Source organism: Nocardia colli, assembly GCF_008704205.1.
In the GTDB taxonomy this organism is placed as follows: Bacteria; Actinomycetota; Actinomycetes; order Mycobacteriales; family Mycobacteriaceae; genus Nocardia; species Nocardia colli.
The window spans coordinates 64,004-88,010 of record NZ_VXLC01000001.1; the positions used below are offsets into that span (position 1 = coordinate 64,004).

The window sequence follows — 24,007 nt, forward strand, 5'->3', positions numbered from 1 at the left end:
ATGCCGACCAGTTCGAACAAATCTGGGAGTCCGTAACTCCGTACTCAGGCCAGGAGCAAGCATGAGCAACCGGCGCGACTACTACCGAGACCCCAACGCACCGAGGGCAAATAGCCTGGTGCCCGGTGGTTCCGCGCTCGTTGTCGATGAGCGTGGGGCGATTTTGATGCAGCGGAGGGCCGATTCGGGGAACTGGTCGCTGCCGGGTGGGGCGATGGAGATCGGGGAGACGCTGGAGCAGTGCGTGATTCGCGAGACCAAGGAAGAGACCGGGCTCGACATCGAAATCACCGGACTGCTCGGCATTTACACCGACCCCGAGCACATCATCGCGTACTCCGATGGAGAGGTGCGGCAGCAATTCAACATCACCTACTACGGAAGGGTGATCGGGGGCGAGCTGGCGGTAAGTGACGAGTCCACCGCCGTTCGCTACCTCATGCTCGGCGAGCTCGACAACCAGCCGATCCACGACACAGTCAGGCTGCGCCTGCGACATCACGCCGAAGACCTGGAGCACCCGTTCCTCGGCTGATCAGCGACCGGGCGGCACTGTCCACCCATGAATCAACGCAAACGGCCCCCGCTCCGGAGGGAGCGGGGGCCGGATGTGCTTGCGCGGTACCGGGTCAGCGGTAGTCGCTGAAACCGTAGTCGTCGAGCGGGACTGCGGCGCCGGTGGTTTGGCCGAAGCTGTCCGGGCTGTAGTAGGTGTCGTCGTAGGACGGCACCGCGTACGCGGCGGCACGGGCTTCTTCGGTCGGCTGCACCGTGATGTTGCGGTAGCGGTTGATACCGGTACCGGCCGGGATCAGCTTGCCGATGATCACGTTCTCCTTGAGACCGATGAGCTTGTCGGAGCGGCAGTTGATCGCCGCGTCCGTCAGGACTCGAGTGGTCTCCTGGAAGGACGCCGCCGACAGCCACGAATCCGTCGCGAGCGACGCCTTCGTGATACCCATCAGCACCGGGCGACCCGCCGCGGGCTCATTGCCCTCGGCGACGACGCGACGGTTGGAGGCCTCGAACTCGGACCGCTCGGTGAGCGAGCCGGGCAGGAACTCCGTGGCACCCGAATCGATGATCGTCACGCGACGCAGCATCTGGCGCACGATGACCTCGATGTGCTTGTCGTGGATCGACACACCCTGCGAGCGGTAGACCTCCTGGACCTCGTGGACCAGGTGGATCTGCACCTGACGGGGACCCATGATGCGCAGCACCTCGTGCGGATCCGCCGCGCCTTCCAGCAGCTGCTGGCCGACCTCGACATGGTCACCGTCGGAGAGCAGACGCTCGGTGCCGTCGTCGTGCTTGAAGACACGCAGACGCTGACGCTTCGAGAGCTTGTCGTAGACAACCTCTTCACCACCGTCATCCGGGATGATGGTGATCTTGTAGAAGCGGTCGTCGTCTTCCATCCGCACGCGACCACTGACCTCGGCGATCGGAGCCTTGCCCTTCGGCACGCGGGCCTCGAACAGCTCCTGCACCCGCGGCAGACCGCCGGTGATGTCATCGCCCGCGACACCACCCTGGTGGAAGGTACGCATGGTCAGCTGGGTACCGGGCTCACCGATGGACTGCGCGGCGACGATGCCGACGGCCTCACCGATGTCGACGAGCTTGCCGGTGGCCATCGAACGGCCGTAGCAGGTGGCGCAGACACCGGTGCCGGTGGTGCAGGTCAGCACGGAGCGGACCCGAACCTCGGTGATGCCTGCCCCGAGCAGCGCGTCGATCGCCGGGTCGCCGAGGTCGGCGCCCTTACCGATGACGAGGTTGCCCTTGGCGTCCACCGCGTCCGAAGCGAGCGTGCGAGCGTACGCGGAAGTTTCCACGTGCGCGTCGCGGATGAGCGAGCCATCCGCCTGCTTGTCGGCGATGTGCACGATGATGCCGCGCTCGGTGGCGCAATCGTGCTCGCGCACGATCACGTCCTGCGAGACGTCCACCAGACGACGGGTCAGGTAACCCGAGTCGGCGGTACGCAGCGCGGTATCGGCCAGACCCTTACGCGCACCGTGGGTGTTGATGAAGTACTCGAGCACGGTCAGGCCCTCACGGAACGAGGACTTGATCGGGCGCGGGATGAACTCACCCTTCGGGTTCGTCACCAGACCCTTCATACCGGCGAGGGTACGAGTCTGGGTGAAGTTACCCGTGGCGCCCGACTCGACGATCGTGATGATCGGGTTGTCCGGCGGGTAGTGCGCACGCAGTGCCGTACCGACCTCTTCGGTCGCTTCCTGCCAGATCTTGACCAGGGCGTTGTTGCGCTCCTGGTGATCGAGCGCACCACGCTGGTACTTCTTCTCGATCTGATCGGCCAGCGCCTCGTAGCGCTCCATGATCTCGGTCTTCTCCGGCGGCACGAGCACGTCGGACATGGAGACCGTCACGCCGGAACGGGTGGCCCAGTAGAAGCCCGCGTCCTTCAGCTTGTCGACGGTCTGCGCGACCACGATCATCGGGTAGCGCTCGGCCAGATCGTTGATGATCGTCGCCTGACGCTTCTTCGGCATCTGCTCGTTGATGAAGGCGTAGTCCGCCGGGAGCAGCTCGTTGAACAGCACGCGACCGAGGGTGGTCTCGGCCAGCCACGCGTCGCCGCGGTTCCAGCCCTCCGGGAACAGCTTCGCCTCGATGTCCTTCGGCGGACGCTGGTGGGTGAGCCGGACCTTGATCAGCGAACGCACGGTGAGCTCACCGCGGTCCACCGCCATCTGCGCCTCGGCGGGCGAGGAGTAGACGGCGAACTCGGCCTTGTCCTTGCCTGCGGCCTTGTACTCGCCCTTCGCGCCCTCTTCGAGGCGGGTCAGGTAGTACAGGCCGGTCACCATGTCCAGACGCGGCATGGCGAGCGGTCGGCCGGAGGCCGGCGACAGGATGTTGTTCGAGGACAGCATCAGGATGCGGGCCTCGGCCTGCGCCTCCGCGGACAGCGGAAGGTGCACGGCCATCTGGTCACCGTCGAAGTCGGCGTTGAACGCCTCACAGACGAGCGGGTGCAGCTGGATCGCCTTACCCTCGACGAGCTGCGGCTCGAACGCCTGGATGCCGAGGCGGTGCAGGGTGGGCGCGCGGTTCAGCAGCACCGGGTGCTCGGCGATGACCTCTTCGAGGACATCCCACACCTGGGGACGCTGACGCTCGACCATCCGCTTGGCGGACTTGATGTTCTGCGCGTGGTTCAGGTCGACCAGGCGCTTCATCACGAACGGCTTGAACAGCTCCAGCGCCATCAGCTTGGGCAGACCACACTGGTGCAGCTTGAGCTGCGGGCCGACCACGATGACCGAACGGCCCGAGTAGTCGACGCGCTTGCCGAGCAGGTTCTGCCGGAACCGGCCCTGCTTGCCCTTGAGCAGATCGCTCAGCGACTTCAGCGGGCGGTTACCCGGTCCGGTGACCGGACGGCCGCGACGGCCGTTGTCGAACAGTGCGTCGACGGACTCCTGCAGCATCCGCTTCTCGTTGTTGACGATGATCTCGGGCGCACCCAGATCGATCAGTCGCTTGAGGCGGTTGTTGCGGTTGATCACGCGGCGGTACAGGTCGTTCAGGTCGGAGGTGGCGAAGCGGCCACCGTCGAGCTGAACCATCGGGCGCAGCTCCGGCGGGATCACCGGAACAGCGTCGAGCACCATGCCCATCGGCGAGTTGCCGTTGGTCTGGAAGGCCGCGACGACCTTGAGCCGCTTGAGCGCGCGCAGCTTCTTCTGGCCCTTACCGCTGCGGATGGTCTCCCGCAGGTTCTCGGCCTCGGCGTCGATGTCGAAGTTCTCCATCAGCTTCTGGATGGACTCCGCACCCATGGCGCCGGTGAAGTACTCACCGTAGCGGTCGATCAGCTCGCGGTAGAGCACCTCATCGACGATGAGCTGCTTGGGCGCCAGCTTGGTGAAGGTGGTCCAGATCTCGTCGAGCCGGTCCAGCTCGCGCTGGGACCGATCGCGCAGCTGACGCATCTCGCGCTCGCCGCCGTCCTTGACCTTGCGGCGGACGTCGGACTTGGCACCCTCGGCCTCGAGCTCGGCCAGGTCGGCCTCGAGCTTCTGGGCGCGGGCCTCGAGGTCGGCGTCGCGCTGATCGGCGACCGCCTTCTTCTCGACCTCCATCTCGGCCTCGAGCGTGCTGAGCTCGTTGTGGCGCAGCTCGTCGTCGACCGCGACGATCACGTAGGCGGCGAAGTAGATGATCTTTTCCAGATCCTTCGGCGCCAGGTCGAGCAGGTACCCGAGGCGCGAAGGCACGCCCTTGAAGTACCAGATGTGGGTGACGGGTGCGGCCAGCTCGATGTGGCCCATCCGCTCACGGCGCACCTTGGCGCGAGTCACCTCGACGCCACAGCGCTCACAGATGATGCCCTTGAACCGGACACGCTTGTACTTGCCGCAGTAGCACTCCCAGTCCCGGGTGGGACCGAAGATCTTCTCGCAGAAGAGCCCGTCCTTCTCCGGCTTGAGCGTGCGGTAGTTGATGGTCTCCGGCTTTTTCACCTCGCCGAAGGACCACTGGCGGATGTCGTCCGCGGTGGCCAGGCCGATCCGGAGTTCATCGAAGAAGTTGACGTCTAGCACGTAACTTCCTTTCCCCTATTCGGGTCGAATTCGAGCAAAAAGTTCACTAGTTGGTGGAACGCGGGGCCGGATGTCGTTGGCAGCCAACGACATCCGGCCGACCGCCTAGTTCGCCAGATCGTCGACGGTGGCCGCTTCGTTCCTGGACAGGTTGATGCCCAGGTTCGCCGCGGCGCGCTCCAGATCCTCGTCGTCGCCGTCGCGCATCTCGATCGCGGCGCCGTCGGAAGACAGCACCTCGACGTTAAGGCACAGCGACTGGAGTTCCTTGAGGAGCACCTTGAACGACTCCGGAATGCCCGGCTCCGGAATGTTCTCGCCCTTGACGATCGCCTCGTAAACCTTGACGCGACCGACGACATCGTCGGACTTGATCGTCAGCAGCTCCTGCAGCGTGTACGCCGCGCCGTAGGCCTGCATGGCCCAGCACTCCATTTCACCGAAGCGCTGGCCACCGAACTGGGCCTTACCGCCGAGCGGCTGCTGGGTGATCATCGAGTACGGACCGGTCGAACGGGCGTGGATCTTGTCGTCGACCAAGTGGTGCAGCTTCAGGATGTACATGTAGCCGACCGCGACCGGGTACGGGAACGGCTCGCCGGAGCGGCCGTCGAGCAGCGTCGCCTTGCCGTTGTCGTCGACCATGCGCTCACCGTCACGGTTCGGCAGGGTCGAGGCGAGCAGACCGGTCAGCTCCTCCTCGCGGGCGCCGTCGAACACCGGGGTGGCGATGTTCGAGTCGGACGGTGCCGCCAGCATCTCCTCCGGCAGCGCCTTCGCCCAGTCGGGACGGGAACCGTCCGCGCCTACGCCGACATCCCAGCCAGCCTTGCCGATCCACCCGAGGTGGGTCTCCAAGATCTGGCCGATGTTCATACGACGCGGCACACCGTGGGTGTTCAGGATGATGTCGACCGGGGTGCCGTCCGGCATGAACGGCATGTCCTCGGTCGGCAGGATCTTGCCGATAACACCCTTGTTGCCGTGGCGACCGGCGAGCTTGTCGCCGTCCTGGATCTTGCGCTTCTGCGCCACGTACACGCGCACCAGCTCGTTCACACCGGGAGGCAGATCGTCGTCGTCCTCGCGCGAGAACACGCGAATGCCGATGACCTTGCCGGACTCACCGTGCGGCACCTTCAGCGAGGTGTCGCGCACTTCGCGCGCCTTCTCCCCGAAGATCGCGCGCAGCAAGCGCTCTTCCGGGGTCAGCTCGGTCTCGCCCTTCGGGGTGACCTTGCCGACCAGGATGTCGCCGTCCCGGACCTCGGCGCCGATGCGCACGATGCCCCGCTCGTCGAGGTCGGCGAGGACCTCGTCGGAGACGTTCGGGATGTCCCGGGTGATCTCCTCGGCGCCGAGCTTGGTGTCGCGGGCGTCGATCTCGTGCTCTTCGATGTGGATCGAGGTGAGAACGTCCTCTTCCACGAGGCGCTGCGACAGGATGATCGCGTCCTCGTAGTTGTGGCCTTCCCACGGCATGATCGCGACGAGCAGGTTCTTGCCCAGCGCCATCTCGCCGTTCTCGGTGCACGGACCGTCGGCCAGCACCTGGCCGACCTCGACCCGCTGGCTCTCGTCCACGATCGGCCGCTGGTTCGCGCAGGTGCCCTGGTTGGAGCGGGCGAACTTGCGCATCCGGTAGCTCTTGCGGGTGCCGTCGTCGGCCATCACGGTGACGTAGTCGGCGGAGACCTCTTCGACCACGCCGGCCTTCTCGTTCACCACGACGTCACCGGCGTCGACGGCGGCGCGCAGCTCCATGCCGGTGCCCACGACGGGGGCCTCGGAACGGATCAGCGGCACGGCCTGACGCTGCATGTTCGCACCCATGAGGGCACGGTTGGCGTCGTCGTGCTCGAGGAACGGGATCATGGCCGTCGCGACCGACACCATCTGGCGCGGCGAGACATCCATGTAGTCGACCTCGTCGGCGGCGACGAGCTCGTTTTCCTCGTTGCCCCGGCGGCAGAGCACCCGATCCTCGAGGAAGCGACCGTCGGCGTCGACCGGCGAGTTGGCCTGCGCACGAACGTGGCGGTCCTCCTCGTCGGCGGTGAGGTACTTGACCTCATCGGTGACCCGGCCGTCGACGACCTTGCGGTACGGCGTCTCGATGAAGCCGAACGGGTTGACCCGCGCGTACACCGACAGCGAACCGATCAGGCCGATGTTCGGGCCTTCCGGGGTCTCGATCGGGCACATGCGGCCGTAGTGCGAGGTGTGCACGTCGCGCACTTCCAGGCCGGCGCGCTCACGGGACAGACCACCCGGACCAAGGGCCGACAGGCGGCGCTTGTGGGTCAGACCCGAGAGCGGGTTGTTCTGGTCCATGAACTGCGACAGCTGCGAAGTTCCGAAGAACTCCTTGATCGCGGCGACCACCGGGCGGATGTTGATCAGGGTCTGCGGCGTGATCGCCTCGACGTCCTGAGTCGTCATCCGCTCGCGGACCACGCGCTCCATGCGGGACAGGCCGACCCGGATCTGGTTCTGGATCAGCTCGCCGACGGTGCGCAGGCGACGGTTACCGAAGTGGTCGATGTCGTCGACGTCGACCGGGACCTCTTCGCCGCCGGGCGCGGTCATCACACGGTCACCCGCGTGCAGGCGCACCAGGTACTCGATCGTGGAGACGATGTCTTCCTTGGTGAGCACCGATCCGGTGACCTGCTCGCCGAGGTGGATGCCCAGCTTCTTGTTGATCTTGTAGCGACCGACGCGCGCCAGGTCGTAGCGCTTCTCCTTGAAGAACAGGTTCTCCAGCAGGGTCTGCGCGGACTCCTTGGTCGGCGGCTCGCCCGGACGCAACTTGCGGTAGATGTCCAGCAGCGCCTCGTCCTGACCGGCGGTGTTGTCCTTCTCCAGGGTCGACATCATGATCTCGGAGAAGCCGAAACGCTCGACGATCTCCTCGTTCGTCCAACCGAGCGCCTTCAGCAGCACGGTGACCGGCTGGCGACGCTTGCGGTCGATGCGGACACCAACGGTGTCGCGCTTGTCGATGTCGAACTCCAGCCAAGCACCACGCGACGGAATGACGCGCACGCTGTGCAGGTCCTTCTCGGTGGTCTTGTCGACGGAGTGGTCGAAGTAGACACCCGGCGAACGAACCAGCTGCGAGACGACGACGCGCTCGGTGCCGTTGATGATGAACGTGCCCTTGTCGGTCATCATCGGGAAATCTCCCATGAAGACCGTCTGGCTCTTGATCTCACCGGTGTTGTTGTTGATGAACTCCGCGGTGACGAACAACGGCGCCGCGTAGGTCATGTCCTTGTCTTTGCACTCGTCGATCGAGGCCTTGACCTCTTCGAACCGAGGGTCAGAGAAAGACAGGGACATCGAGCCGGAGAAGTCCTCGATCGGCGAAAGCTCCTCGAGCACCTCCTCGAGTCCCCCGACTAGCCCGACATCGCCGCGAAGGGCGACCTTTTCACGCCATGACGGCGAACCGATCAACCATGCAAATGAGTCCGTCTGTAGATCGAGAAGTCCGGGCACCTCCAAGGGTTCACGGATCTTCGCGAAAGACACCCGCAATGGGGCTCCGGGGATTCCGGCAACTGCCTTGGTCTGGGTGGAGACTGCCAAGATGCGTCCTTCCAGCACCTCACGCGCGCCGCGTGGTGGTCCGCGACCGTCGCTTGTCTGCTACGAATTCCGCTGGTTACAACCCGAACGAAACCCGAACAGGCAACAACGGAAGTAACACCGGAAGGTGGAACTTACGTGTGCAAATCGAGGTATGGACAGGAGGCAGCCAGCGCAACGTCCAACCGTACACCAACCGTCACGGGGGTGTCAACCTACCATCCGTGCGCACATTCACGTGGCTGGCGCGCCGTGTCCGAATCGCTGGCTGCGTCGAGGACGACGGGGCGTAATGGAGCCACTGTGACAGCTGCCGCTGTTGTGAATAGCGTGACGGCTCCAGCGAAACTCGTCAAGTAGGCGGCCTCGCGCATTCGCGCTCGCAAGCGCTCCCTGCGGGCCCGACCAGGGCACACTGAGATCCCCTGGGCCGCTGCAAGATCACTGGTCGACGATGTCGCTGGCGAGCCAGCGATCGTCCACCTTCTGCATGTGCAGCACGATCGGACCGGCGACGCTCTGCTGCGCCGCGCCGTTCTTGGTGGCACTGACCACCAGATTGACCAGCAACTCGGCCCGATCGTCGGTGAGCAAGGTCACAGCGATCGGATCAGCCTTGGCATCGGCGCTGGTCTGGGCCTGTTTTACCGCCGAGATGGTGGTGTCGGCGTACTTGTCCAGATCGGCCAGCATCTTGCCGGTGAGGACCTGTTTGGCGGTGTCGCGGTAGCTGTCGATGTTCTTCACGTCGTAGGCGTAGACGGTCTTCAACGCGTGATCGGCGGCCGCGCGCACCTCCTCGGTGGCCTTGTTGTCGACGTAGGCCTTGTTCGAGTCGTCGACGCCCGGACGGGACGCGGCGACGGCCGCGAATCCGCCGAGCAGCAGCGCGGCGATCAGCATGGCGGCGACCAGCGACCAGAACGAGCGGCCCGATTTCGGGGTCCCGGAACCGCGGGAGACCTTCTTGCGGCCGGCTGTCTTCTTCTGTTCGGGACGCTGCTCCTCCCGGGCCGGACGCGACGCGGCGGGCCGGGTGGCGCCCGGCACCCGCGGCTTGCGGGCCGGCGTGCTGCGCGGCGCGGCGGCGGCGCGGGCCGGCTGCTCGCCGGACGGGCGGCGCTTGGAGGTGACCCGGTTGATCGGCTTACGAGAGGTCATGGCTGGTTCTCCTACGATCCCGGCTTGGGCGCGGCGGGCGGCTGGTCGGCGGGCGGCGCCTGCGGCGACTGGCCCTGGCCGCCGCTCAGCAGCACCGGCTGGCTCAGCGAGGAGATCTGCTCGGCCTTCCAGACGTCGCCGGTCTTGGTCACGTCGACGTTCCAGCTGTAGCGGTACTCGGCCGGCGGCTTGTCCTTGGCCAGCTCGGTCACCTGCAGCACGACCAACGCGGACGCCTTGTCCTTCTCGCTGTTCAGCGTGGTGAGCGCGGAGCCGAGCACCTTCGACGTCATGCCCGTGCCGGTCTGCTTGGCCAGCGTCTCGGCCTGGTCCTTGTTCTTGTTCGCCGAGTCGAGCAGCGCGCCGGTCATCGAGGAGCGGGCCAGCGCGAGCGAGCCGGGGACGTCGTCGAGGTTCATCGAGGTCATGTTGAGCGCGGCCTGGCGGGCGGCGTCGAGCGCGGTGTCGCGGGCATCGGCGCGCGGGGCGTCGCTGACCGCCGAGCGGACCCAGCCGGTACCGAACCAGATCGCCGCGACCAGGGCGACGACGAGCAGGCCCGCCGAGCCGACCAGCGCGACCGTGCGGACGAGCCCGCTGCGGTCCGAGCCGGGTGCCTCGACCGCGCGGTCGGCCGGAGCGTCAGCAACCACGTCGGAGGCCGCCACGCCGTCTGCGGGGTCCGGTGATTCCTGCGGCTCGGTCGAATCGAGCTGCTTGGTCAAATCTGAGGTCACGCCAGACACCCTAACGTCGTCGTTCCTGGTCACCGCTTCGGCGTAACTCCCATCAGGGTTGCCATCTGCACGGCGATCGGATTCAGGTTCAATCGATCCGGATCGGTCTTGGGGTTGGAATCCCAGGGCTGCACGACATTCGGATCGGCCAGTTCGGCCTTCGCACCGCCGCGCACCGTGGTCGGGTTACCTTGCGGCACAGTGCACTTCGCGTCCTTGTTGAACGGGAACTCGTCGCGGGTGTCGTCGAAATCCGGATTCTGCGCCTTCATCTGCTCGAGGATCCGCTGCGTTCCCTCGTAGCCGACGGTACAGGCCGGCGGATTGTTGGCCTCCAGCACGAGACCGAAGTGCGTGGTGCCGTCGCCCGGGGCGGTGGACGAGCCGCCGATGGACAACTGCGGCAGGAACTGCAGCAGCGGGCGGATCGCGTAGAACTTCGGCGAGATGGCCAGCAGCAGCTGGCGCAGGTTGCCGAGGTCCTGGGTGAGCGCGCCGCCGCTCTCGTGCAGCAGCGCGTCGATCTGCTGGCCCGCGTCGTTGCCGGTGCCGATCAGCCTGCGGATGTCCGGGTCGCTGGAGCGCAGCTGCGCGGTGAGCTTGTCCAGGCCGTCGCTGAACTCGCGGATGGCGCCGGACTGCTCGGCCTGGGTGCCGAGCGCGATCTTGCTGTCCCGGATCAGCTGCAGGGTCTGCGGCAGCGTCTCGTTGAACGTGGTGGTGAACTTGTTCAGCGAATCGACGAAGACCTGCAGGTCGTCGCCCTTGCCGTCGAATGCCTTGCCGAGCTCGCGCACGGTGGTGTTCAGCGCCGCGAGATCGACCGAGCGGGTGAAGGTGTCGACGCTGGCGACCAGCTGCTCCACCGGCACCGGCGTGGTCGCCGAGGTGATCACCGAACCGTCTTTCAGGTACGGCGAGCCGTCGCGGTCCGGCTGCAGGTCGACGTATTGCTCGCCGATCGCGGAACGGTTGGCCACCACGGCCTTCGCGCTCGCCGGAATCTTCGGCGAGCTCGAATCGACGATCAGGTGCAGCACCACGCCGTCGCCGGTGAGTTCCAGCTCGCCGACCCGGCCGACCGGCACGCCGCGGTAGGTCACCTCGGCGCCCTTGTAGATGCCGCCGGTCTGCGCGGCCTGCACCTTCACCTCGTACTGACCGAGGCCGACCATGTGATCGAGCCGAATGTACTTGGCACCGACAAAAACAACGCCGACCACCGCGACGATCACGAACGCGATCAATTGCCAACGGACCAACTTGGTCATCGGGTTCCACCCACTCCCAGTTGCTCCAGAATCGCCCCGACCGGGTTGGGCGGCACGCCCGGCGCGGGCGGCTGCGCCATGTTCGGCGGCAGCGGCAGGATCGACACGGTCGGCCAGCCCGGCCGCGGTCCGTTGCCGTTGTAGTACGGGTTGGTCGGATTCACCGGCACCGGCGGTCCGATCGGCGGGGTGTACACCGGATCCGGTTTGCCCACACCGAGATTGCTCAGCGTGACGCCGATCTGCTGATCCACCGACAGCCAGGTGTTGACCGACCCGCCGAAGGTGGACTCCAGTGTGGAGTCGGGGAACGGATAAGTCGGGATCAGCGGCAGCGCGGTGATCAGGTCCGGTGCGGACTTGCCCAGTTCCTGCAGCGTCGGGCGCAGCGAGGTGAGATCCCGGATCAGGTCGTCCTTGGAGTGGTCGAGCACGTCGAAACCGGCCTGCCCCACCCGATCCAGCTGGGTGAGCAGCCCGATCAGCTGCGGGCGCTGCTCCTCCAGGATCTTCACGCCCTGCGGCAGCTCGTCGAGGATCTTGCCGATCTGATCGGTCTGCCTGCTCACCCGGCTGCTCAGGACATCGAGACCGTCCAGCGCCCTGGTGATGTCGTCGACCTGGTCATCGAGGCCCTTGATCAGGATGTTCGCCTGATCGAGCAGCGAACGCACCCGATCCTCGCGCCCGCCGATGGTCTTGTTCAGCTCGGTCACGATCGGTTGCAGCTGGGCGACGCCACCGCCGTTGAGCAGCAACGACATCGCGCCGAGCACCTGCTCGATCTCGGTGGCGTGCCGGGTGTGATCGACCGGGATCACCGAGCCGTCGGTCAGCTTCTTGGCCTCCGGCTCGGCGGCCGGCTTGGACAGCTCGATGAACTTCTCGCCGAGCAGATTCGACTGACGCACCTCGGCCCGCGCGTTCGCGGGCAGGTCGACCGAGGAGTTCACCACGGCCCGCACGGTGGCGGTCCACTGGTCCTTGCCGATCTTGATGTCCTCGACCCGGCCCACCGGCAGGCCCTCGACCTTCACCGCCGACTGTGGCACCAGGTCGAGCACGTCGTCGAACTGGATATCGATGTACATCGGATGGTCGCCGACATCGGCGCCACCGGGCAGCGGCACGCTGTAGATGCCGTCGGACGCGCACGAGGTGACCAGGGCCGCGGTCACCCCGATGGCCAGCGCGGCACCGAGACCGCGTGTGACGGAACGGATTCGGCTACTCACCGCTCACCTCCCTGCGACGGCGGAAGCCGGTCGGACGGGATGCCGGGCACCGTGCCCGGCACCGGAGCGCGCTGCTCGTTCTCCCCGCTCAGCACGCCGAACGGCAGGATCAGCGTCGGCGTCTGCACGCCGGCGGTGATCTGGTCGGAGATCTCCTTGCAGTGATCGAGGATCGGGCGCATCTGCCGGCCCAGCGCCTCGAACTGCGGATCGCCCGGCCGCAGCTTGGACACGTCGATCAGCTTGCACATCACTCCGAACGGGTCTTGCAGATCGGTGAAGTTGGCGCGCATGTCGAGGGTGCCGGACTCGGCGTTGTGGATGTTGATCAGGTTGCTCAGCGCCAGCGGCAGCACCGGCAGCGCGGCGGCCAGGTCGTCGCGCTGATCCGACAGCGTCTTGGTCAGCGTGACCAGGCCCTCGGCATTGCTGGCGATCAAGTCACGGTTGTTGTCGATGAACCGGGCGACGTCGCCGAGCGCGACCGAGAGCAGGTTCAGCGCGGCGCCGAGATCGCTGCGTTCGCTGGCCAGGAAGCTGGACAGGTCGGCCAGTTGGACGTTGAACTGGCGCACCTGCGCGTCGTTGTTGGCCAGCATGGTGACGAAGTTCTGCAGGTTCTTGACCGTGTCGAAGATGTCGCCGCGCGCGTCGGACAGGTACTTGGCCGCCTTGGACAGCTGGGTGAGGCTGTTGGCGAGCGCCTCGCCGTTGCCGTCCAGGTTCGCCGCGCCGGTGCGCACCAGCTCGTTGACCGCGCCGTCCTTGTTGGCGCCGTTGGGGCCCAGCGCGTCCGAGAGCTCGGTGATGCTCTTGTAGAGCTGGTCCACCTCGACCGGGGTGACCGTGTGGTCGCGCGGAATCGTGGCGGTGCGCGGCATCTTGTCCCCGCCGGTGTAGACCGGGGTGAGCTGGATGTAGCGGTCGGACACGATCGACGGCGTGATCTGCGCGGCCCTGGCGTCGGCCGGGATGTCGAAGGAGCGATCGACGCTCATCACGATCTTGACCTGATCGCCTTGCGGCTCAACCGAATCCACCTTGCCGACCGGCACGCCGAGCACCCGCACGTCCGAGCCCTCGTAGATGCCGACCGAGCGATCGAAGTACGCGGTGATCTTGGTGGTGGTCAGCCGATCGACCGTCCACCACAGCACGCCGGCGGCGACGATCGCCACCACCAGGACGAGCGCGATGGTGATCTTGGTGCCGCGCCCCGAATTGCGCAGCGCCTGCAACCGGTCCGCCATGTCAGTTACCTCCCATGTTGCGGATCGGCGGACGGGCGCCGGGGATCTCCGGCAGCGCGGGCGGGATCAGGTTGACGATCACCGCGTCGAACCAGCGGCCGGTGCCGAGCACGTTGGCGTAGATCCCGTAGAACGGGGCCGCCAGCTCCAAGGTCTTGGAGATGTTCTGCTGGTTGGCATTCAGCAGATCGATCGAGCCGCGCAGGTTCTTCAGCGCCGGGCCGATCTGCTCCTCGTTGTCGTGCACCAGCGCGGTGAGCTCCGCGGACACCGTCTTGGCGCCGGAGAGCAACTGCGCGATCGACTGCTGACGAATGTTGAGCTCGGCCAGCAGCTGCCCGCCGTTGGCCAGCAGTCGCTCGAACTCCGCGTTGCGGTCGGCCAGCACCTGGGTGGTCTTCCTGGTCGCGGCGAACAGCTTCTTCAGCTCCTCGTCCCGCTTGGCCAGCGTCTCCGACAGCCGGGCGACGCCGTCGATCGAGCCGCGCAGCTCCGGCGGCGTGGTGGCGAACGCGTCGGAGAGCACCCGCATGCTGGTGGCCAGCTGGGCGGTGTCGATCTGGTCGATGTTCTTCGCCGCGTCGGTGAACGCGTCCACCACGTCGTACGGAGCGACGGTGCGGGACAACGGAATCCGGCTCGCCGGATCGGCCGCGCGGGAGCCCTTCGGGTCCAGCGCCAGGTACTTCTGGCCGAGTACGGTCTTGATCTGAATCGAGGCGGTGGTCTCGCTGCCGATCCAGGCGTCCTGGGTGCGGAAGTCGACGAGCACCTTGGGCCCGTCGAGGCGCACGTCGGAGACCGAGCCGACCTTCACGCCCGCGATGCGGACCTCGTTGCCCTTCTTCAGGCCCGCGGCCTCGGAGAATTCGGCGGTGTACTTGGTGCCCGCGCCGATGATCGGCAGCCGGTCCAGGAAGAACGCGGACACCGTCACCAGCAGCACCATGGCCAGGCCGAGCACGCCCATGAAGACGGGGCTGCGGCGTCCGAGCAGAATCCGGTCGTCCATCAGCGGGCCTTCCCGGAGCAGCGCGGCGCGGCATTGGTGTAAATGGGCTGGTTGATCGTCGGCAGTCCGGCCGGCAGGTTCAGGTTCGGGGCGTCCGCCGTGCCCGGCCCGACCACGATGTCGATACCGCACAGATAGAACTGGAACCAGGAGCCGTAACTGCCCACCCGGCCGAGCTTTTCCATCTTGATCGGCAGGTTGCGCAGCACGTCGTTCACGTCGTCCTGCCGATCGTTGATGGTGCCGGCCAGCTGGCTGAGCCCGGCGATCGAGCCTTGCAGCGTCGGGCGCACCGGGACGAGCAGGTCGGCGGTGGCCGAGGCCAGGTTGCCCAGCGAGGTGACCGAGCGGCCGATCGTGTCGCGTTCCGCGGACAGGCCGCTGACCAACGCCTCGGTGTTGACGATGAGCTTGTCGAACTGATCGTCGCGCTGGTTGACCGTGTCGAGCACCGCGGTCAGGTTGCGCACCAGTTCACCGATCACCGCGTCCTTGTCGGCGATCTTGTTGGTCAGGTTCGCGGTGGTGGCGACCAGGTCGTGGATGGTGCCTTGTTCGCCCTGGAACACCTGGATGATCTCGAAGGAGAGCTTGTTCACGTCGTCGGCGGTCAGCGTGCGGAACAGCGGACGGAAGCCGTTGAACAGCGTGGTGAGGTTGAGCGCGGGGTTGGTGCGCTCCAGCGGAATGGTGCCGCCCTCGTTGAGCTTCCGGCCCTGCTCGCCGGTGCCCTGCTCCAGCGCGATGTAGCGCTGGCCGACCAGGTTGCGGTAGCGGATACTCGCGGTGGTCGAGGCGGGCAGCCAATTGCGGTCGGTGAGTTCGAAACTCACCTCGGCCAGGCGCTTGTCCACGATCGCGATATTGGTGACCTTGCCGATCCGGACACCCGCGACGCGCACCTCGTCACCCTTGTTCAGCGAGGTGACATCGGTGAACCGCGCCTTGAACTTGGTGCCGTCGCCGCTGTAGTTGGCGATGGACAGCGCGAGCACCGTGGTCGCGAACACCGTCACGACGACGAAGATGATCAGCTTGGTGAGCGGGCCACCGAGGCCGCGGAGTTTCTGCTTCATCGAACGCTCACCTCGCTACCCCGGAACGCGGGCGCGCCTGCCCTGGTCACCCAGCTCGGCACCTGGTCCGGCGCAACACCATTGGCGGCACCGTAGATCGCGCCGAGCGACTGCTGCTCGACCGGCGAACCGGCGATGGTCGGCACCCGACCGGCCGGGTAGACGCCGAACTGCGGGGGCGACATCTTGCCGGTCTCCAGATCGCCGGTGTTGCGGCTGGGCACCGCGTAGGAACCGTCGTTGTTCGCGCCGCCGGTGTACTGGCCGGGATCGACGCCGAGCGGCTTCTCCGGAATACACCACGGGCCACGGTCGTCGAGCCAGCGCGGCTCGTCCTGATTCGGCAGGTACTTGCCGCGCGGGTTGGTCAGCTCGATGCTCACCCGGGTGCCCGGATTCTTGGTGCCCTTGCCGAGGATGTCGTCGATGCGCGGCTTGAGCTGAGCGAAGTTCGCCATCACGCACGGGAAGGTCGGCGAGTAGGTGGCGAGCTGTTCGAGCAGCGGGCGGGAGTCGGCGGACAGGTCGATGATGTTGTCCCGGTTGGCCACCAGGAAATCGGCGCTGTTCGAGGAGGCGGGGGTCAGCACGGCGTAGAGCGAGTCGATGTCGAAGCGCCGTTGCACGATGGTCGCGTTGGTGGTGCGCAGGTTGTCCAGCGCGTTCACCAGCTGCGGCGCGGCGTCGGCGTAGGTGGCGGCCACCTCGGCGAAGCTGCGCAGGTCCTGCTGCAGGTCCGGCAGCACGCCGTTGACCTGACGGAAGATGTTGTCCAGCTTGTCCACGCTCTCGCCGAGCGCCAGACCCTGACCGGACAGCGCCTGCGACAGCGCGCCGAGGGTGGCGGCGAGGTCCTGCGGCGGGATCGCCTGCAGCAGCGGCATCAGGTCGTCGAGCAGCTTGCTCAGCTCGATCGCGTTGCCGCTCTTGTCCTGTTGCAGGGTCACCCCGTTGGTCAGGTGGTTCGCGCTGCGGTCGGCGGGGATCATCAGGTCCACGTACCGCTCGCCGAACAGCGTCTTCGGCAGCAGCCGCGCGGTCGCGTTGGCGGGGATCTGATCGGCCTTGTCCGGGTGGATGGCGAGATGCAGTGTCACCTTGCCGTTCTCGGAGTTGCTCGACCGCACATCGCCGACGGTGATGCCGCGGACCTTCACGTCCGCGTTCTTGGTGAGCGCGTTGCCCACACTGTCGGTGACCAGGTCGACGTCGACCGTCTTCACGAACTGCTTGTTGTAGATCGCGATGGTGGTCGCGAGAAACAGCGCGACCACCACGAAGAACGCGAGGCCGAGCAGCCGCACGCGCAGCTTCTCGGTGGACCGCCAAGCCTGCACACCGCGGCTCATCCGGCCACCCGCACCGTCGTGGTCGTTCCCCAAATAGCCAGGCTGAGGAAGAAATCGAGCACGTTGACCAGCACGATGGCCGCGCGCACCGCGCGACCCACCGCGACGCCGACGCCGGCCGGTCCGCCGGTGGCGTGGAAGCCGTAGTAGCAGTGCACCATGATGATCACGAACGCGAACACCAGCACCTTGACGAACGAATAGAGCACGTCTTCAGGTGGTAGGAACAGGCTGAAGTAGTGGTCGTAGGACCCGCTGGACTGCCCGTTGAACCAGATGCTGATCATCCGCGAGGCCAGGAACGTGCCGAGCAGGCCGACGATGTAGAGCGGGATCACCGCGAGGAAGCCGGCGATCACCCTGGTGGTGACCAGGAACGGCACGCCGGGCACCGCCATCACCTCGAGCGCGTCGATCTCCTCGGAGATCCGCATGGCGCCGAGCTGCGCGGTGAAGCCACAGCCCACCGTCGCCGACAACGCCAAAGCCGCGACCAGCGGGGCGATCTCGCGGGTGTTGATGTAGGCGGTGAGGAAGCCGGTCAGCACCGAGCTGCCGAGCGCGTCCAGCGCCTTGAAGCCCTGCAGGCCGACCACGACGCCGACCGACCCGGACATGAACACGATGACGCCGATGGTGCCGCCGATCACCGCGAGCGCGCCGCTGCCGAAGGTCACCTCGGCGAGCAGCCGCATGACCTCCTTGCGGTAATGCACGGCGGTGCGCGGGATCCAGGCGATGGCGCGCGTGTAGAACGACATCTGCTCGCCGGCCCGATCGATCACCTTCAGCGGTGAACGGGCGATACTGCCCGCCCGGCGAAGCGATTTGGCGAGAGCGGGGTTGCGGTACTGGGTGGCCACCGGTCAGGCGCCCTTGGCCGGGACGACCTGCAGGTACACCAGGGTGAGAATGAGGTTCACGAAGAACAGCACCAAGAACGTGATCACCACGGATTGGTTCACCGCTTCACCTACTCCCTTCGGGCCACCCTTGGGGTGCAAGCCCTTGTATGCGGCGATCACACCGGCTATCAGACCGAACACCAGCGCCTTGAACTCACCGATCCACAGGTCCGGCAGCTGCGCCAGCGCGGAGAACGAGGCGAGGTACGCGCCGGGCGTGCCGCCTTGCAGCAGCACGTTGAAGAAGTAACCGCCCGCGATGCCGACCACCGACACCAGGCCGTTGAGCAGCAGCGCCACCACGGTCATGCCGAGCACGCGCGGCACGACGAGCTTGTGCACCGGATCGACGCCGAGCACTTCCAGCGCGTCGATCTCCTCACGGATGGTGCGCGAGCCGAGGTCGGCGGCGACCGCCGAACCGGCCGCGCCCGCGATGATCAGCGCCGTGACGATCGGCGCCGCCTGCTGCACGGTGGCGAGCACACTTGTTGCGCCGGTGAAGGATTCGGCACCGAGCTGTTTGATGAGCGAGCCGGTCTGCAGCGCGACGACCGCGCCGAAGGGAATAGCGACGAGTGCGCTGGGCAGGATCGAGACACTCGCGATGAACCACGACTGCTCGATGAACTCCCGCCACTCGAACGGCCGGCGAAACGTCTTGCGCAGCACGTCCACGAACAGCGCAAAGATGTTGCCGGCCTGGCCAAACCCCGACTCCAGTGGAGTCCGCAATCGCGCCAGGGAGGAATTCACGATCGCAGATGTTACCCGTTAGTTGTGTTGTGTCGAGTGGTGGTCTCGTACGCGCCGCCCTGGTAACCACCCAGGTCGCTGTTGTTGTACGCGAGCACCTGCGTCTCATCGTTCTGATCAAGTGATTCGCGAATCGCGGTCTGCGCAGCGTGCGGCAGAGTGTGCATGATCTCGCGGACCCGCTCCTTGCGGCGGTTGACTGCTTGGCGAACCGGCATGCCGGGGGTCGCCTGCATCTGCGGGATGATGCCCTCGACCTCTTCGGCGCCGCCGTGGTGATGGCCGCCGTCGAACATCGCTTGCTCGCGCGCCATCTGGGCCTCGTCCTTCTCCTCGGACATGCCGATCGGGCCCTGCATGCGTCCGTTGAGGAACTGCTTCACCACGGGCTCGTCGGAGGTCAGCAGGACCTCGCGCGGGCCGAACATGACCAGCTGGCGGCGGAACATCATGCCGATGTTGTCCGGCACGGTGCGGGCCAGGTTGATGTTGTGCGTGACGATCAGGATGGTGGCGTCGATCTGCGCGTTGATATCGATCAGCAGCTGGCTGATGTAGGCGGTGCGCACCGGGTCGAGGCCGGAGTCCGGCTCGTCGACGAGGATGATCTGCGGGTCCAGCACGAGGGCGCGGGCCAGCCCGGCGCGCTTGCGCATACCGCCGGAGATCTCACCGGGCAGCTTGCCTTCGGCCCCGAGCAGACCGGTCAGCTCCAGCTTCTCCATGACGATCTTGCGAATCTCGGATTCCGACTTCTTCGTGTGTTCACGAAGCGGGAACGCGACATTGTCGAAGAGGTTCATCGAGCCGAACAGCGCGCCGTCCTGGAACAGCACGCCGAAGAGCTTGCGGATCTCGTAGAGATCCTTGTTCGAGCAGGTGGTGATATCGGTGTCGCCGACGAAGATCGAGCCGCGCTCCGGGCGCAGCAGGCCGATCAGCGACTTCAGAAAGACCGACTTGCCGGTACCCGACGGGCCCAGCAGAGCGCTGACCTCACCGGTCGGCAAGGTCAGGGAGACATCCTGCCAAATTCGCTGGGATCCGAAGGACTTCGTAATACCTTCGGTTCTGACCTCGACGCCCACGCCAACCTCCACAATTTCTCAGCGAGCTGCCCACCAGCTAACCGCGTGCTCGGTCTCGCGGTGTGTCACGTCACAGTGGGTCGGGCCACTGTATCTCAAGAGCGAGACGGGGCACACCCCAACCTGACTGAAGAGTAACCCCGTTTCATTCGCTATTTCCGCATTGTTGGTGCAGGTCGCCAGAAATAGCAAACGGGCGGCCCCCGAAGAGGGGACCGCCCGTCGGCGATTCGGTCCGGAATTACTTGACCGAGACCTTGGCGCCGGCATCTTCCAGCTTCGCCTTGGCAGTCTCGGCGGCATCCTTGGCAACCTTCTCCAGGATGGCCTTCGGCGCGCCCTCGACGAGGTCCTTGGCTTCCTTCAGGCCCAGGCCGGAGACGATCTCGCGGACCACCTTGATGACCTGGATCTTCTTGTCGCCCGCACCCTCGAGGATGACGTCGAACTCGTCCTGCTCCTCGACGGCGTCCGCAACGGCGCCCGGGCCGGCCGGACCGGCGACGGCGACCGGAGCAGCGGCGGTGACCTCGAACTTCTCTTCGAACTTCTTGACGAAGTCCGACAGCTCGAGCAGGGTCATGCTGCCGAAGGTCTCCAGCAGTTCGTCAACGTTGGCCATGATGTTGTTCCTTTCGGTAGTTATTCGCTATGAGGGCGACGCGCACGCGAATCACCCACTGTGTTTCATTGGCGGCCTTCACTGGCCCTGCGTGGTTACGCTGGCGCTGCCGCCTCCGGGCCTGACGCTCAGGCCGCGTGGGTTATTCAGCGGCAGCGGTTTCGCCACCGGCTTCGGCCTGCTTCTTCTCCACGAGCGCGGCGGCAAGGCGAGCCACCTGCGATGCGGGAGCGTTGAACAGACCGGCGGCCTTCGCCATGTTGCCCTTCATCGCACCGGCCAGCTTGGCCAGCAGGACCTCGCGGGACTCCAGGTCGGCGATCTTCTCGACCTCGGACACGGACAGCGGTGCGCCGTCCATGTAGCCGCCCTTGATGATGAGCGCCTTGTTGTCCTTCGCGAAGGTCTTGAGGGCCTTCGCCGCGGTGACAGGCTCGCCGCTGATGAAGGTGATCGCGGTCGGTCCGACGAACAGATCGTCGAGGCCTTCCACGCCAGCTTCGGCAGCAGCGCGCTTGACCAGGGTGTTCTTGGCGACGGAGTACGTGGCTTCGGCGCCCAGCGCGCGGCGCAGCTCGGTGAGCTTGCCGACCGACAGTCCACGGTATTCCGTGACCACGGTGGCAGTGGAGCTCTTGAACTGCTCCGCGATCTCCTCGACCGCAGTGACCTTCTCGGGTTTTGCCATACTTCGCCTCCTCTCTGATGGTCGGTTCGAAACGGACTACCGATCAGGGGACGGCGACAAAAAACGCCCCGGACGCAAGGCGTTCCGGGGCGCACAAATACATGACGGCCTCGGTTCTCCCTGCGTGGGCCGCCGGCAATGTCGCCGGACCTTCGACCGAACCCATGCGGGCTCGACGACCAACGGTCTTCGGTAGAACGGATTGGGTAGGAATCGAACTAGTCGATAACTGATGTCCAATGTACCCGGACCACCCCCCAACTGCCAAAACGGGGTGCCCCAGAGGCGAATTGGGACCATTCGGCGGCCGAATTGATGTGCCGTGCATCACATATCACTGCCCGATGTGGCCGACATCGCCGCCTGAAGGTGTTACCAAGAGTGACAGTTACTGTTTGACTGCTCAACTATGGCAACCTCCATAGTCGATCCACCGGTGCTGCTGGAACGACGTAACCAGCGCTTTCTCGCCTTGGCCGTGATCTGCCTCGCCGAGCTGCTAGTCGTCCTGGACAACACCATCGTCAACGTGGCACTGCCCTCCATCGGAGTGCAGCTGCGCACCGGCGTCAGCGGCCTGCAATGGGTCGTCGACGCCTACACCCTCACCTTCGCGGGCCTGTTGCTCGCGTTCGGCAATCTCGGCGATCGGCTCGGCCGCCGCCGGGTGATGATGGTCGGCCTGGTCGGCGTCGGCGCCATGTCGGTGGCCGGCGCGCTGTCCGGCTCGATGGGCGGGGTGATCGCCGCGCGCGCCGCGATGGGCGTGTTCGCCGCGGCTGTGTTCCCGGCGACGCTGGCGCTGATCATCAACATCTTCCACGACAAACGCGAACGGGCCCTGGCCATTGCCGCCTGGACCGCGATGGCCGGCTTCGCCATCGCGATCGGCCCGATCTCCGGCGGCTGGCTGCTCGAGCACTTCACCTGGCACTCGGTCTTCTGGATCAACGTGCCACTGGCCCTGGTCGCTTTGGTGGCGACGCTGCTCTGGGTACCGGAATCGCGCTCCACCCACGTCGGCCGGCTCGATCTGCCCGGCATCGGGTTGTCCATCGCGGGCATCACGCTGGTGGTCTGGTCGATCATCGAGGCGCCGCGATTCGGCTGGCTGTCCACCACCACGGTGGGCACCGGCGCACTCGGGCTTATTCTGCTCGTCGCCTTCGTTATCTGGGAATTGCGAACTCCCGCACCGATTCTCGATATGACACTGTTCCGCAATCGGCGATTCTCGATGCCCGCCTTGTCGATTGCGATCTGCTACTTCTCGATGTTCGGATTCCTTTTCCTCATCACCCAGTATTTCCAAGGGGTGCGCGAATACACGCCGCTCGAATTCGGTATCGCCTCACTGCCTTTCGCGTTCTCGGTGGCGATCGGCGCACCGATCGCCACTCTGCTCGCGCAGCGATTCGGGCCGACTCCGGTCATCGTGACCGGCCTGTTGAGCACCGGGCTCGGGTTGTATCTGGGCGGTCAGGTGACGGTGGACAGTCCGTATCTCACCGACGTGCTGCCCGCCATGGTGTTCATGGCGCTCGGCGTCGGCATCGTGCAGGGACCGGCCACCGAATCGATCATGGGATCGCTGCCGCTGAACGAGGCGGGCGCCGGCTCCGCGGTGAACGACACCACCCGCGAGATCGGCGGCACCCTCGGCGTCGCGGTGCTCGGCTCGATCGTGGCGTCGTACTACACGACCAGGATCGCCCCGCGCATCGACGCGCTGCCGGCCAACCTGATGAGTGAGAACGAGAAGGGACTGGTGAAGTCCAGCCCGCTCAGCGTGCTGGAGATCCGCAAGCGCCCACTCCCCCAGTTCTTCGAGAGCCAGCGGGAGAACCTCATCGTCGCCATGAAGACGGCCGCGCTGCAGGGCTCGCACACCGCATCGCTGGTCGCGGCGGCCGCGGTGGTGGTGTGCGCGGTCGTGGTGGCGATTTTCCTGCCGTGGGGCGCGCCGGAGGGTGAGTCGGTGCTGCTCGCCTGGCGGAAAGAGGCGCAACCGCAGGAGGATTCGGTCGACTGAGGTCGATTGCCGCATCGGAGGCCGGGATCCAGTCGGGTCCCGGCCTTGCCGTGCTCAGGCAGTCGCCCGGGTGACCAGCCGGTTGAGTGCTTCCGCGGCACCGCTACGGAATTCGGCGGTGGCGACCAGTCCGTCCGGTCCGACCTCGTCGCGGCCGACCGGCAGCCGGGCGCACTCGTCGGGGACCATGTCCGCCCCTACATAACCCAGGACCAGGGCCAGCGTCGCGGCGGCGCCTTCACCACGACCGGCCGCGGCCACATTGATCCAGGCGGTCGGCTTCTCGTACAGATCGGCATTGCCGACGGTCCAGTCGAGCAGGTTCTTCAGGCTGCCCGGCAGCGTGCCCGCGTACTCCGGGGTGCAGAACAGCACCGCGTCGGCCTGCGAAAGCTGTTCGCGCAGCGCGAGAACCGACGGATGCCCGGTGCCGTCGTCGTCCGGGTTGAACGCGGGCAGTGCGGCGAGGCCGTCGAACCAGCGCGCGTCCACGCCGTCGGCGGCGAGCGCCTGCACCGTGCGCAAGGCGGCGGAATTGGTCGAAGCACTGCGCGTGCTCCCGGAGATGAGCAGGACAACCGTCACGTGAGGGCCAACGACGCCGCGCCCGGAATTAGTCCGCCCCCGCGAACGCGTAAGGGCGGGAAC

The 24,007-nt window shown here is 66.1% G+C and carries 18 protein-coding genes; 2 read left to right on the forward strand and 16 right to left on the reverse strand.

The genetic code is table 11. The features are described 5' to 3' along the window. Nucleotides 1-61: 61 nt before the first annotated feature. The gene (locus tag F3087_RS00325; RefSeq protein WP_150399743.1) at nt 62-535 is read left to right on the forward strand and encodes an NUDIX domain-containing protein; all 474 of its coding nucleotides are present in this window, start codon (nt 62-64) and stop codon (nt 533-535) included. Between the two features lie 94 nt (nt 536-629). Here the strand turns inward: F3087_RS00325 and F3087_RS00330 are convergent, their stop codons facing one another. From F3087_RS00330 to rplJ, 15 genes are all read right to left on the reverse strand, one after another. Further along, nucleotides 630-4,583, reverse strand: coding sequence for a DNA-directed RNA polymerase subunit beta' (locus tag F3087_RS00330; RefSeq protein ID WP_150399744.1), 3,954 nt, complete (start codon nt 4,581-4,583; stop codon nt 630-632). A gap of 105 nt (nt 4,584-4,688) precedes the next feature. After that, nucleotides 4,689-8,195: a DNA-directed RNA polymerase subunit beta gene (rpoB, locus tag F3087_RS00335; protein ID WP_150399745.1), complete on the reverse strand. Its 3,507-nt coding sequence runs from the start codon at nt 8,193-8,195 to the stop codon at nt 4,689-4,691. Nucleotides 8,196-8,618: 423 nt separating this feature from the next. Continuing rightward, the gene (locus tag F3087_RS00340; RefSeq protein WP_150399746.1) at nt 8,619-9,338 is read right to left on the reverse strand and encodes a hypothetical protein; all 720 of its coding nucleotides are present in this window, start codon (nt 9,336-9,338) and stop codon (nt 8,619-8,621) included. Between the two features lie 11 nt (nt 9,339-9,349). Then, on the reverse strand, nt 9,350-10,075 hold the full coding sequence (locus F3087_RS00345; protein ID WP_191093717.1) for a hypothetical protein: 726 nt from the start codon (nt 10,073-10,075) through the stop codon (nt 9,350-9,352). Between the two features lie 29 nt (nt 10,076-10,104). Beyond that, complete coding sequence (locus F3087_RS00350) at nt 10,105-11,346, reverse strand: MCE family protein (protein ID WP_150399747.1); 1,242 nt, start codon at nt 11,344-11,346, stop codon at nt 10,105-10,107. Then, entirely contained in the window at nt 11,343-12,581 is a 1,239-nt protein-coding gene (locus F3087_RS00355; RefSeq protein ID WP_396897522.1) for an MCE family protein, read from the reverse strand. The genes F3087_RS00350 and F3087_RS00355 overlap by 4 nt, the downstream gene beginning before the upstream one ends. Next, the gene (locus F3087_RS00360; RefSeq protein ID WP_150399748.1) at nt 12,578-13,831 is read right to left on the reverse strand and encodes an MCE family protein; all 1,254 of its coding nucleotides are present in this window, start codon (nt 13,829-13,831) and stop codon (nt 12,578-12,580) included. The genes F3087_RS00355 and F3087_RS00360 overlap by 4 nt, the downstream gene beginning before the upstream one ends. 1 nt (nt 13,832) lies before the next feature. Then, nucleotides 13,833-14,843, reverse strand: coding sequence for an MCE family protein (locus F3087_RS00365; RefSeq protein WP_191093718.1), 1,011 nt, complete (start codon nt 14,841-14,843; stop codon nt 13,833-13,835). Continuing rightward, the gene (locus F3087_RS00370) at nt 14,843-15,919 is read right to left on the reverse strand and encodes an MCE family protein (RefSeq protein ID WP_150399749.1); all 1,077 of its coding nucleotides are present in this window, start codon (nt 15,917-15,919) and stop codon (nt 14,843-14,845) included. The genes F3087_RS00365 and F3087_RS00370 overlap by 1 nt, the downstream gene beginning before the upstream one ends. Continuing rightward, on the reverse strand, nt 15,916-17,268 hold the full coding sequence (locus F3087_RS00375; RefSeq protein WP_150400811.1) for an MCE family protein: 1,353 nt from the start codon (nt 17,266-17,268) through the stop codon (nt 15,916-15,918). The genes F3087_RS00370 and F3087_RS00375 overlap by 4 nt, the downstream gene beginning before the upstream one ends. Next, a complete protein-coding gene (locus F3087_RS00380) occupies nt 17,265-18,029 on the reverse strand; it encodes an ABC transporter permease (RefSeq protein ID WP_223884852.1) in 765 nt (254 codons plus the stop codon). Before F3087_RS00380 ends, F3087_RS00375 begins: the two co-directional genes overlap by 4 nt. A gap of 105 nt (nt 18,030-18,134) precedes the next feature. Continuing rightward, on the reverse strand, nt 18,135-18,929 hold the full coding sequence (locus F3087_RS00385; protein WP_150399750.1) for an MlaE family ABC transporter permease: 795 nt from the start codon (nt 18,927-18,929) through the stop codon (nt 18,135-18,137). An 11-nt stretch (nt 18,930-18,940) separates the two neighbouring features. Beyond that, on the reverse strand, nt 18,941-20,017 hold the full coding sequence (locus tag F3087_RS00390) for an ABC transporter ATP-binding protein (RefSeq protein WP_150399751.1): 1,077 nt from the start codon (nt 20,015-20,017) through the stop codon (nt 18,941-18,943). Between the two features lie 241 nt (nt 20,018-20,258). Then, nucleotides 20,259-20,639: a 50S ribosomal protein L7/L12 gene (rplL, locus tag F3087_RS00395; protein ID WP_150399752.1), complete on the reverse strand. Its 381-nt coding sequence runs from the start codon at nt 20,637-20,639 to the stop codon at nt 20,259-20,261. A gap of 142 nt (nt 20,640-20,781) precedes the next feature. Continuing rightward, nucleotides 20,782-21,327 carry a 50S ribosomal protein L10 gene (gene rplJ, locus F3087_RS00400; RefSeq protein WP_150399753.1) on the reverse strand — a complete coding sequence of 182 codons (546 nt, stop codon included), beginning with the start codon at nt 21,325-21,327 and terminating at the stop codon, nt 20,782-20,784. A gap of 409 nt (nt 21,328-21,736) precedes the next feature. On the opposite strand from rplJ, the gene F3087_RS00405 reads away from it, so the two are divergent. Next, nucleotides 21,737-23,359 (forward strand): MFS transporter, encoded by a 1,623-nt coding sequence (locus F3087_RS00405; protein WP_150399754.1) that lies wholly within the window; start codon nt 21,737-21,739, stop codon nt 23,357-23,359. A 54-nt stretch (nt 23,360-23,413) separates the two neighbouring features. On the opposite strand, the gene F3087_RS00410 is transcribed toward F3087_RS00405, so the two are convergent. Then, nucleotides 23,414-23,944, reverse strand: coding sequence for an NADPH-dependent FMN reductase (locus F3087_RS00410; protein WP_150399755.1), 531 nt, complete (start codon nt 23,942-23,944; stop codon nt 23,414-23,416). Between the last annotated feature and the right edge of the window lie 63 nt (nt 23,945-24,007).